The following is a 12,022-nucleotide window of genomic DNA, read 5'->3' as shown; positions in this document are numbered from 1 at the left end:
CCGATAGTGAACTAGTACCGTGAGGGAAAGGCGAAAAGAACCCCGGGAGGGGAGTGAAATAGATCCTGAAACCGTATGCTTACAAAAAGTAGGAGCCCGCAAGGGTGACTGCGTACCTTTTGTATAATGGGTCAGCGACTTACATTCAGTGGCAAGGTTAACCGAATAGGGAAGCCGTAGAGAAATCGAGTCCGAATAGGGCGAATTAGTCGCTGGGTGTAGACCCGAAACCAAGTGATCTATCCATGGGCAGGATGAAGGTGCCGTAACAGGTACTGGAGGTCCGAACCGACTAATGTTGCAAAATTAGCGGATGACCTGTGGATAGGGGTGAAAGGCTAAACAAACTTGGAAATAGCTGGTTCTCTCCGAAAACTATTTAGGTAGTGCCTCAAGTATTACCGTCGGGGGTAGAGCACTGTTTTGGCTAGGGGGTCATGGCGACTTACCAAACCAATCCTTACTCCGAATACCGACGAGTACAGCTTGGGAGACAGAGCACCGGGTGCTAACGTCCGGACTCAAGAGGGAAACAACCCAGACCGCCAGCTAAGGTCCCTAAAATTGGCTAAGTGGGAAACGAAGTGGGAAGGCTAAAACAGTCAGGATGTTGGCTTAGAAGCAGCCATCATTTAAAGAAAGCGTAATAGCTCACTGATCGAGTCGTCCTGCGCGGAAGATGTAACGGGGCTAAGCCAGTTACCGAAGCTGCGGATTTGCAATTTATTGCAAGTGGTAGGAGAGCGTTCTGTAAGCCTGTGAAGGTGCGTTGTAAAGCGTGCTGGAGGTATCAGAAGTGCGAATGCTGACATGAGTAGCGTTAAAGGGGGTGAAAAGCCCCCTCGCCGTAAGCGCAAGGTTTTCTACGCAACGTTCATCGGCGTAGAGTGAGTCGGCCCCTAAGGCGAGGCAGAGATGCGTAGTTGATGGGAAACAGGTAAATATTCCTGTACCGATGTGTAGTGCGATGTGGGGACGGAGAAGGTTAGCTCAGCAGACTGTTGGATATGTCTGTTCAAGCCTGTAGTCGTGCCTGGTAGGTAAATCCGCCGGGCTTAGATGAGGGGTGATAACGAGGATGCTTGCATCCGAAGTGAGTGATACCCTGCTTCCAGGAAAAGCCACTAAGCTTCAGCTACACACGACCGTACCGCAAACCGACACTGGTGCGCGAGATGAGTATTCTAAGGCGCTTGAGAGAACTCAGGAGAAGGAACTCGGCAAATTGACACCGTAACTTCGGAAGAAGGTGTGCCTTTAGTATGTGAACCTGTACAAGGGGAGCAGAATGAGGCCTCAGAGAATCGGTGGCTGCGACTGTTTAATAAAAACACAGCACTCTGCAAACACGAAAGTGGACGTATAGGGTGTGACGCCTGCCCGGTGCTGGAAGATTAAATGATGGGGTGCAAGCTCTTGATTGAAGTCCCAGTAAACGGCGGCCGTAACTATAACGGTCCTAAGGTAGCGAAATTCCTTGTCGGGTAAGTTCCGACCTGCACGAATGGCGTAACGATGGCCACACTGTCTCCTCCTGAGACTCAGCGAAGTTGAAATGTTTGTGATGATGCAATCTCCCCGCGGAAAGACGGAAAGACCCCATGAACCTTTACTGTAGCTTTGTATTGGATTTTGAACGGATCTGTGTAGGATAGGTGGGAGGCTTTGAAGCCGGGACGCTAGTCTCGGTGGAGCCAACGTTGAAATACCACCCTGGTGTGTTTGAGGTTCTAACCTAGGTCCATTATCTGGATCGGGGACAGTGCATGGTAGGCAGTTTGACTGGGGCGGTCTCCTCCCAAAGCGTAACGGAGGAGTTCGAAGGTACGCTAGTTACGGTCGGACATCGTGATGATAGTGCAATGGCATAAGCGTGCTTAACTGCGAGACTGACAAGTCGAGCAGATACGAAAGTAGGACATAGTGATCCGGTGGTTCTGTATGGAAGGGCCATCGCTCAACGGATAAAAGGTACTCTGGGGATAACAGGCTGATACCGCCCAAGAGTTCATATCGACGGCGGTGTTTGGCACCTCGATGTCGGCTCATCTCATCCTGGGGCTGTAGCCGGTCCCAAGGGTATGGCTGTTCGCCATTTAAAGAGGTACGTGAGCTGGGTTTAAAACGTCGTGAGACAGTTTGGTCCCTATCTTCCGTGGGCGCTGCAGATTTGAGGAAGCCTGCTCCTAGTACGAGAGGACCGGAGTGGACACACCTCTGGTGTATCGGTTGTCACGCCAGTGGCATTGCCGAGTAGCTATGTGTGGAAGAGATAACCGCTGAAAGCATCTAAGCGGGAAACTCGTTTCAAGATGAGATCTGCCGGGGCCTTGAGCCCCCTAAAGAGTCGTTCAAGACCAGGACGTTGATAGGTCAGGTGTGGAAGCGCAGTAATGCGTTAAGCTAACTGATACTAATTGCTCGTGCGACTTGACCCTATAACTTTGATCGAACCTTAAGAAGTTCAATGTGATCAAGGAAGTTATGCCAAGTGACGCAATTAAAATAAACCAAAGCTGATTTGCTCTATGAATTCGTTGCCTTGAAAAGACACGCCTTTGGCGTTGTTCGGTTCAAGGTGACAACAAGTTATGCCTGATGACCATAGCAAGTTGGTACCACTCCTTCCCATCCCGAACAGGACAGTGAAACGACTTAGCGCCGATGATAGTGCGGGTTCCCGTGTGAAAGTAGGACATCGTCAGGCTGTTACAGCCGCAGAAAGCCCCGCTCATTTGAGTGGGGCTTTTTTTTTAGCGATTGATTAATGTATTTTTAATACGGGTTGCTGCGCCTGATGCTACTAATGATTCGCACATTTCTAACGTCCAATTCTCGAATGTGGTCTGGTCAAAATATTTATGCAGTTCGTGAAAATACGAGCAGTTACTGGCCCATTTACAAAATACGTCGATATCCACAGATTGCAGCTCGAGTAATTTAAATTTCAAAAGAACTTTAGCTGCGTATATCGCATGTTTTAACGGCGAAGCTGTAAACCCTTTCAAACGAGCTCGTGCAAATAGTAGGGCATTTGCGACATCTGTAAACGCTGATCCGTGTCCAGGTAGAACAAGCTGTGGTTTGAGCAACTCAATGAGATTTAGCGTTGCCTCAACTTCATCGAAGGCCGACAAGCCTTCTATTTCAGGGAAAACAACCCCAAACCCTCTTTCCCACAAAGCATCCGCTGAAATCAGAATACCTTCTGCATGGCAGAACAAGATAATTGAATGCGGATCATGTCCCGGTGCCGAATAAGCATGCCACTGTCGACCTGCGACTTCAAAGGTGTCGCCAGATTGGATGCAACTTAGCGCTTTGAACGGCGGGCAGTGCTGGCCCGTTGGCGTGTAGGTCAGTGCTTCAGCATTCCATTGCGTCACATACTCAAAATGCCCTGGCGGAATACGTGTCTGAACTTGTGGGTACGCTGTTTGAAGGTGTGCATTTCCGCCGCAATGGTCGCTGTGCAGGTGTGTGTTGATGATCGTATTCAGTGTTTGAGTGCCGATCACGGATTGAATCAAGTCCTCCGTTTGTTGCGCATGCGTCCAATAGCCTGTATCAACCAAAACAGCTTGTTCCGAGTCGTGAAGCAAAACATTGTTCGAAGACAGCCATCCGCGTTCAAGAAAAGTAACGCCTGTAGGCAGTTGAATTTCAACGGTCATTTGTTCGCGCGCAATTCACGTCTCAATACCTTACCCACGTTCGTTTTCGGTAATTCGTCTCTGAACTCAATGTATTTAGGCTGCTTGTAGCCTGTTAAGTTGTCGCGGCAATAACTAGAAATATCTTCCTCCGTCAACGTCACATCACTACGCACCACAAAAACTTTGATCGACTCGCCTTGCTTCTCATCGGGAATGCCGACTGCGGCGCACTCAACAACGCCAGGGCAGAGGGAAATCACGTTTTCAAGTTCATTTGGAAAAACGTTGAAGCCACTGACCAAAATCATGTCCTTTTTTCGATCCACAATTTGTGTGTAACCGTGCTCATCCATGATGCCAATATCACCTGTGCGCATGAACCCATCGTCCGTGAAAGCCTTGGCTGTTTCTTCGGGTTGTTGGTAATAACCTGTCATCACGTTGGGACCTTTGATGCAGATTTCGCCGCTTTGTCCAACCGGCAAACTTTGTCCAGAATCGTCTTTGATGGCGATATCGATGCTAGGCAGAGGAAGACCAATTTTTCCGCTGAACTGTGTCGCGTTCACCGGGTTATTGGTCCCGATCGCACAGGTCTCGCTCATCCCCCAACCTTCCACCATGGCGCAATTCGTCACTTCTTGCCACCGTTTGGCCGTGCCTTCGGAAGCCGCCATTCCTCCTGCTTGCGACACACATAAGCTTGAAAAATCGAGCGACTTGAAATGAGGATGCTGCAACAAAGCGTTGAACAGCGTGTTCACGGCCGGTAACAGATGGAAAGGGCGTTTTTTCAGCACGTCCACAAATTTATCGATATCGCGCGGGTTCGGAATGAGCGTCATATGGGCGCCCCACCGAATGGACAGCAAACACAGCGTCAACGCGAAGATGTGATAAAGCGGCAATGCAGCTATCGAGTTTACCTTTCGAACATCGCCAATGCGTTTGACCGCAGGTGTGAACCAAACCTCGGCTTGCAACACCGCTGCAATAATATTTCTGTGCGTGAGAACGGCGCCTTTTGACAAGCCAGTCGTTCCCCCTGTGTACTGAAGAAATGCAGTGGACGACAGATCGGTATTTGCTGGTTTCAATGACAGACTCGCGCCTTTCGTCAACACCTGCGTAAACGACACAATTTTTCTTTCGCGCCCCTGGGGTGTGGTTCGCGTGAGCTTGAATGCTGGAACCATTCCTGCCAAATGGCGGGCCGCAAAGGTCAGCCAATGCCCCTTCCAAAAACCCAGCATATCGCCCAAAGATGTTAAAACGACCGTCTCAATCGGTGTTTGATCGATCACTTCTTGAAGCGTTTTCGCAAAGTTTTCCAAGATCACAATCGTGGTGGCACCAGAGTCGTTCAGCTGGTGCTGCAACTCTCTGGCGGTGTACAGCGGGTTCACGTTCACGCAGACATAGCCAGCACGAAGAATCGCAGACATCGTGACAGCAAATTGTGGCAAGTTAGGCAGCATGATGGCGACGCGTGAGCCAGGTTCCAAGCCCAGCTGCTGGAGCCATGCACCTAGAGCGGCAGATGCATGGTCGACATCCGCGTAAGTCATCCATTGGTCCATGCAGACCGAAAAGGGCGCCGAGGCATTTTTCTTGAACGAGGCCTCTAAAAATTCACCGACTGATTTAAATTGCTCGGGATGCACCTCATGCGGCACGCCCTCTGGGTAAGATTGCAACCATGGTTTATTCATTCATGTCTCCTTAGAGGCATTTTGAATGCCACAAGGACGCGTCGCCATTGGGAGTGTCCCTCGGCAGACAGTCACATTTCTTCGTTGTCAGATAGTTGCAAGAATAAGGGAAAACCCGTATAATTGTATCTATGACTTTGACACACACACTGACACAAACGGCTTTAGACGCGGGTCGTCAATTGCTTGCCCGTTTTGGTGTGCCACAACCGCTCAAACAAGATACAGAGGGTGTTTTGATCCCCATTTGTCCATTGAACGCCAGTCATTTGCCCGGCATCAAAAAACATTTACTGGCCTTGTCTGCACAAGACCGGTATTTGCGTTTTGGCTATGCCGCCAATGACGAACAGGTGCTTCGCTATGTGGACGGTTTGAAGTTTGAGCGCGACGAGATTTACGGTATTTTTAACCGCAACTTAGACATCGTGGCCATGGCACATTTGGCCATCATGAAAGAGCCCGGCCGCACGTCGAATGCAGAGTTTGGCGTCTCTGTGCAAGCCTCTGCGCGAGGCCGTGGCTATGGCGCGCGATTGTTCGAACGCGCGGTCATGCACGCTCGCAATGAAAAAATTTCCGAAATTTATATTCACGCCTTGAGCGAGAACGCCCCCATGATCCGAATCGCTCGAAAAAGCGGCGCGACTGTGGAGCGTGATGGCTCAGAGACCGAGGCCTATTTGCGCTTACCCAAACGAGATTTAGACAGCCGCGTCACTGAGTTGGTGGTGGATCAATTTGCAAAAGCCAACTACAGCATCAAAGAAGACGCGAAGAAATTTTGGGACTTCTTAGCCAAAGTCGAAGAAATCCGCCAAGGCGTGCGTGCAGGCCGCCACCAAGCTGCAGAATAGTCAGGCAATCAACGCCGTGCTTGGGCTATGCTTAAGGCTAGACAGACTTTCGCGGCCAAGCGCCGCAATCATGTGATCGCCCCGAACTCAAGAGCTGCAGACTCGAATGACCAACGCACCTATTGGCAGCGTTTCATCGAGTTCATCCATCCCGGCCCCGACTCTCACGAAGAGCTCATGGGCGCTTTTTCCGACGCAGAAGATAACCAAGTCATTGGCGCTGAGAGCCGCATCATGCTCGAAGGCGTGCTGCGCATGGCTGACTTGACGGCAGGGGAAGTCATGGTCGCCGCACCGCGCATGGACTTGATCAACATCGATGAGGCCATTGACGACTGCATGCATCAGGTCATTGATACCGCGCACTCTCGCTTTCCCGTTTTTGAGGGGGAGCGCGACAACATCGTCGGTATTTTGTTGGCCAAAGACTTACTCAAACTTCAGCGGTCGCCTGCGCTCAATTTGCGCACCTTGCTGCGCCCGCCCGTCTTTGTGCCCGAAAGCAAAGGCTTGAACGATCTGCTGCGTGAGTTTCGCAACACCCGCAACCACATGGCTTTGGTGGTCGACGAGTTTGGCCGCATTGCCGGCCTGATCACCATCGAAGATGTGCTGGAACAAATCGTCGGTGAGATTGAAGATGAGTTCGATCAAGACGACGATGCCGGCGATATTTTTTCCCTGGCCGACAGCACCTTCCGCGTCAGCGGTGACACCGATATGTCGCGCGTTGCCGAAGCTTTCAACATCGCCTTTGAGTTGGATGAAGACACCGCCAATGGCGAGAACAAATTCGACACCATTGGGGGCTTCATTGCCCACGCGATGGGGCATGTGCCACGTCGTGGGGAATTTTTCGATGTCAGCGAGCAGCGTTTTGAAGTGATGCACACCAAAGCTGGGGCCGTGAAATGGTTCAAGGTCTACCCCTCGCCAGCTAAGGCGCAGCCTCGTTCGGTCTGATGCAACTGACGCAAAACACGCCCCGCCTGCCCCTGTCTCGTGTCTGGCTCACCTTGGGGCTGATCGCAGCAGGGCTGTTGCAAGCCTTGGCATTGGCGTGGCCTTTTGCAGGAAATAGTCAAGGCGTGGCATTGGGCTGGTTGCAGCTTTTGAGTTTGTCATTCGCTGCGGCATGGCTAGACCGTTCCGAACAACCGCGAGAGGCCTTTTCGCGCATTTGGTGGTTTGCTTGCGCATGGTTAGTCGGCTGTTTGTGGTGGTTGTTCATTTCGATGAACACGTACGGCGGCATGCCCGCCCTTTTGGCTGGGGCGGCTGTGCTGGCACTTGCGGCGAGCTTGGCTTGTATTTACGCTGCCGCCGCTTGGGTGTATTGCGCCATCGGCGTGCGCCAACTCGGTGTTCTCAGCAAAGCGACCGCCTTTGGCGTGCTGTGGATGTTGGCAGAGTTGGTGCGTGGCACCTTGTTCACCGGCCTGCCATGGGGGGCCATTGGCTATGCCCACGTGGATGGTGTTTTGCATCCTTGGGCCTCATGGGTTGGGGTGTACGGCATGAGCGGCATGGCCGCGTTTGTGGCCATGTTGCTGGGCGCTGAAAACGGACAGTCACGCACCGCTTGGCGCAACCGTTTGGCGGGCGGGCTGTTTGTTGGTGCATTCGCCACGGTGGGTGTCACGACCTTAACGTCACCTGCGTCTGTCACGGATTCATCCTCTCACGCCCCATTGACCGTCACGCTGCTGCAAGGCAATGTGCAGCAAGATTTGAAGTTCGGTACAGGCGTGGCCCAAGCCCTGAATGACTATCGGCAAGGGCTGTTGCAAAGCCGTGCTGACTTGGTCGTCATCCCCGAAACGGCATTGCCGCTTTTGCCGCAGCAATTGCCCGCAGGCTATTGGCAAGACTTGCAACAACATTTCTCGCACGGCCAGCAAGCGGCGTTGATCGGCATGCCTTTGGTGGCCCAGGTCAACGCGGAGGCGGGGAGCTCGGCTGAACGCGCACGTCAATTCACCAATTCCGTCTTAGCGCTACAGCCCAACACGGCAGGTGAACCGTACCGTTACGACAAGCACCATTTGGTGCCCTTTGGCGAATTTGTGCCCCCCATGTTTCAGTGGTTTGTCCGCCTGATGCACATTCCCATGGGCGACTTTTCACGCGGCGCCGTGGTCCAGCCTTCGTTGACATGGAAGGGTGAGCGCATCGCCCCGAATATTTGTTTTGAAGATTTGTTTGGCGAAGAGCTGGCCAAAAGCTTTGCCGACCCCGATCACGCCCCCACCATCTTGGTCAACGTCAGCAACATTGCTTGGTTCGGCGATACCGTCGCCATTGACCAACATTTGAATATTTCCCGCATGCGCGCCATGGAACTGGGGCGTCCGATGTTGCGGGCCACCAACACAGGGGCCACCGCCATCATTGATGCACAGGGGGTGGTCACGCATCGTCTGCCCAGCGCAGTGCAAGGTGCCTTGCATGGGCAGGTTCAAGGCGTTCATGGGCCGGCGACGCCCTACGCCCGCTGGGTCTCTGCTTGGGGTCTTTGGCCGTTGGTGGGCTTGGCTTTCGCCGTGTTGGCGTGTGTGGCTTGGCTGGGTTCTCGAGCCAAGCACGGTAAACGCTATTTCGGCCCGTAAAATCAAGGGTTTGCAGGCGTCTTGACCTGCTCCTTTTCGCCAACGCCATGTTGGCATGGGTTTTATGCTGACTTTTCAACAAATCATTCTCAAACTCCAGTCCTACTGGGCCGAGCAAGGCTGCGCCTTGTTGCAACCCATCGACATGGAGGTCGGTGCGGGCACCTCGCACACCGCCACGTTCTTGCGCGCCTTGGGCCCAGAGCCTTGGAAAGCCGCTTACGTGCAACCCAGCCGCCGCCCCAAAGACGGCCGCTACGGCGAGAATCCCAACCGTTTGCAGCACTACTACCAATACCAAGTGGTGTTGAAGCCCGCGCCCAGCAACATCTTGGAGCTGTACTTGGGCTCGCTCGAAGCGCTCGGCTTTGACCTCAAGAAAAACGACATCCGCTTCGTCGAAGATGATTGGGAAAATCCAACCTTGGGCGCATGGGGCTTGGGCTGGGAAGTTTGGCTCAACGGCATGGAAGTCACGCAGTTCACCTACTTCCAACAAGTTGGCGGCATTGATTGCAAACCCATCACCGGCGAAATCACCTATGGCTTAGAGCGCTTGGCCATGTACCTGCAAGGCGTGGACAACGTCTACAACCTGCAATGGACCGATGGCCTCACCTATGGCGACGTCTACAAACAAAACGAAGTGGAGCAATCCACCTACAACTTCGAGCACAGCGATGCCGAGTTCTTGTTCACCGCCTTTGGTGCACACGAAAAACAAGCGCAGCACCTCATGGGCGCGCAGCTCGCATTGCCCGCTTATGAGCAAGTGCTCAAAGCCGCACACACCTTCAACTTGCTGGACGCCCGTGGCGCCATCAGCGTGACCGAGCGCGCTGCCTACATTGGCCGCATCCGTAACTTGGCGCGCGCTGTGGCGCAAAGCTATTACGAGAGCCGCGAGCGCTTGGGCTTTCCCATGGCCCCGCGCGAGTGGGTCGAACAAATGCCAAAGAAGACCGCTTGAGCGTAGGACACAAGAACATGACGACACAAAACCTACTCATCGAACTCTTCGTGGAAGAGCTGCCACCTAAGGCATTGCAAAAACTTGGCGACGCTTTTTCTAGCGTGCTGTTCGAGCAACTCAAAGCCCAAGGTTTGACTGCAGCTAATTCAGCCGTGACGGCCTACGCATCGCCACGCCGTTTGGCTGCGCACATCACCGCTGTGTCCGCCTTGGCTGCTGACAAAGCCGTGCAGCAAAAACTCATGCCCGTCACTGTGGGCTTAGACGCCAGTGGCAACGCCACACCCGCTTTGCTGAAAAAACTGCAAGCCTTGGGCGCTGGCCCCGAGGCCGTGGCGCAACTCAAACGCGCCCCAGATGGCAAAGCCGAAGCCTTGTTCTACGACAGCATTGTCAAAGGTGCGAGCTTGGCCGATGGTTTGCAAAAGGCCTTGAGCGAAGCCATTGCCAAATTGCCCATCCCTAAAGTGATGAGCTACCAGCTCGAAACCGACTGTGAATTGCCCGGCTGGAGCAGCGTCAACTTCGTGCGCCCCGCACACAGCTTGGTCGCCTTGCACGGCAGCATCGTGGTGCCCGTCAAAGCGTTGGGCTTGACCGCTGGCAACAGCACACAAGGCCACCGCTTTGAAGCCCGTGTGTCGCCCGTCGTGTTGGCCAACGCTGACGTCTACGCCGACACGCTCGCCAAAGACGGCGCTGTCATCGCCAGCTACAAAGAGCGCAGCCGCGACATGATTCGTCAGCTTCGCGCCAAGGCCCGCCAGTTCAATGCGTTGCTGGAAGTGGAGCAGGGCATGCAGGCCTTGAGCGATGCCGAGGTTGAGGTGGCGTTGCTGGACAACGCCTTGGTGCAAGAAGTCACCGCCTTGGTCGAACGCCCCAACGTGTTGGTGTGCGAGTTTGAAAAACAATTCCTCGACGTGCCGCAAGAGTGCCTCATCCTCACGATGAAGGCCAACCAAAAATACTTCCCACTGCTCGACGCAGCTGGCAAGCTGACCAACCAATTCTTGGTGGTCAGCAACATCACGCCCGATGACGCATCGGCTGTGATTGGTGGCAACGAGCGCGTGGTGCGCCCACGTTTGGCCGATGCCAAATTCTTCTTTGACCAAGACCGTAAAAAGACACTCGCTTCGCGCGTGGAAGGTTTGGCCAAGGTGGTGTATCACAACAAACTCGGCACGCAAGGCGAGCGCACAGACCGCGTGCGCGCCATCGCCAAAGGCATTGCCGCTTTGTTGCCGCAAGCCAAAGACGCTGCTTTCGCCCAAGCCGTCGACACCGCCGCGCAACTGGCCAAAACCGATTTGCTGACCGACATGGTGGGCGAGTTCCCCGAGTTGCAAGGCATCATGGGTGGCTACTACGCCCGTCACGATGGTTTGGGTGAGGATGTGGCGCAAGCCATCGAAGACCACTACAAGCCCCGCTTCGCCGGCGACGAATTGCCGCGCAATACCGTCGGCGTGGTGGTGGCTTTGGCTGACAAGTTAGAAACCTTGGTCGGCATGTTCGGCATCGGTAATTTGCCCACGGGTGACAAAGACCCCTTCGCTTTGCGTCGTCACGCCTTGGGCGTGGTGCGCATGTTGAGCGAAGCCAATTTGGATGTGGCGTTGGACGCGCTGATTGCACAGGCCATCCCCGTCTTCGGCGACAAAATCACCGACCCCGCAGCAGCGTTGACCTCTTTCATTTACGACCGCCTCTCCGGCGGCTTGCGTGAGCAAGGTTATTCCGCGCAAGAGGTGGAGGCCGTGCTGGCGCTGCGACCACAACGCTTGAGCGATGTCGCCAAGCGCCTCACTGCCGTGCGTGCTTTCGCCGCCTTGCCTGAGGCCGCTGCTTTGGCTGCTGCCAACAAGCGCATTGGCAACGTGCTCAAAAAAGCAGGCGAAGTCGACGCACACGTCAACACCGCCTTGTTCAAAGAAGACGCTGAACAAGCGCTGTACGCCATCATGCAAAAGTTGCTGCCCGAATCGGAAGCCCAGTTCAAAGCCGGCGACTACACCGCCTCTTTGCAAACCTTGGCCACTTTGCGCTCGCCTGTGGACGCGTTCTTTGACGATGTGATGGTCAACGCTGAAGAGATGGACTTGCGCTTGAACCGCCAAGGCCTGCTCAAAAGCTTGCACCTCGCCATGAACCGTGTGGCCGACTTGTCGTGCTTGGCAACCTAAGCCTTGTTCACCGCCACACTTAAGCG

7 protein-coding genes and 2 rRNA genes are annotated in these 12,022 nt (G+C 53.9%); 7 read left to right on the top strand and 2 right to left on the bottom strand.

Going from position 1 to position 12,022, the window contains the following annotated elements; genetic code table 11:
• Both C5F52_RS17155 and rrf read left to right on the top strand, forming a co-directional pair.
• A 23S ribosomal RNA gene (locus C5F52_RS17155) occupies positions 1-2,438 on the top strand; the annotation flags it as partial.
• Between the two features lie 156 nt (positions 2,439-2,594).
• Positions 2,595-2,707 (top strand): 5S ribosomal RNA (gene rrf / locus C5F52_RS17150).
• 46 nt (positions 2,708-2,753) lie between these two features.
• Here rrf and C5F52_RS17145 read toward each other — a convergent pair.
• Together C5F52_RS17145 and C5F52_RS17140 are read right to left on the bottom strand one after the other, a co-directional pair.
• Positions 2,754-3,674, bottom strand: a complete 921-nt coding sequence (locus C5F52_RS17145; protein WP_104799565.1) for an MBL fold metallo-hydrolase — start codon at positions 3,672-3,674, stop codon at positions 2,754-2,756.
• Positions 3,671-5,368, bottom strand: coding sequence for an AMP-binding protein (locus C5F52_RS17140; RefSeq protein WP_104799564.1), 1,698 nt, complete (start codon positions 5,366-5,368; stop codon positions 3,671-3,673). The genes C5F52_RS17145 and C5F52_RS17140 overlap by 4 nt, the downstream gene beginning before the upstream one ends.
• A gap of 131 nt (positions 5,369-5,499) precedes the next feature.
• Here C5F52_RS17140 and C5F52_RS17135 point away from each other — a divergent pair, with 131 nt between their 5' ends.
• From C5F52_RS17135 to glyS, 5 genes are all read left to right on the top strand, one after another.
• The gene (locus C5F52_RS17135) at positions 5,500-6,225 is read left to right on the top strand and encodes a GNAT family N-acetyltransferase (protein ID WP_104799563.1); all 726 of its coding nucleotides are present in this window, start codon (positions 5,500-5,502) and stop codon (positions 6,223-6,225) included.
• 27 nt (positions 6,226-6,252) lie between these two features.
• A complete protein-coding gene (locus C5F52_RS17130; RefSeq protein ID WP_104799562.1) occupies positions 6,253-7,188 on the top strand; it encodes an HlyC/CorC family transporter in 936 nt (311 codons plus the stop codon).
• Positions 7,188-8,834 carry an apolipoprotein N-acyltransferase gene (gene lnt / locus C5F52_RS17125; RefSeq protein ID WP_104799561.1) on the top strand — a complete coding sequence of 549 codons (1,647 nt, stop codon included), beginning with the start codon at positions 7,188-7,190 and terminating at the stop codon, positions 8,832-8,834. Before C5F52_RS17130 ends, lnt begins: the two co-directional genes overlap by 1 nt.
• Positions 8,835-8,898: 64 nt before the next feature.
• Positions 8,899-9,804, top strand: coding sequence for a glycine--tRNA ligase subunit alpha (gene glyQ / locus C5F52_RS17120; RefSeq protein WP_104799598.1), 906 nt, complete (start codon positions 8,899-8,901; stop codon positions 9,802-9,804).
• 17 nt (positions 9,805-9,821) lie between these two features.
• Entirely contained in the window at positions 9,822-11,996 is a 2,175-nt protein-coding gene (gene glyS / locus C5F52_RS17115) for a glycine--tRNA ligase subunit beta (RefSeq protein ID WP_104799560.1), read from the top strand.
• Positions 11,997-12,022 lie beyond the last annotated feature (26 nt).

The organism is Limnohabitans sp. TS-CS-82 (genome assembly GCF_002943475.1).
The sequence above is the reverse complement of the archived record's forward strand: the minus strand, read 5'-3'. Positions and strand labels throughout refer to the sequence as shown.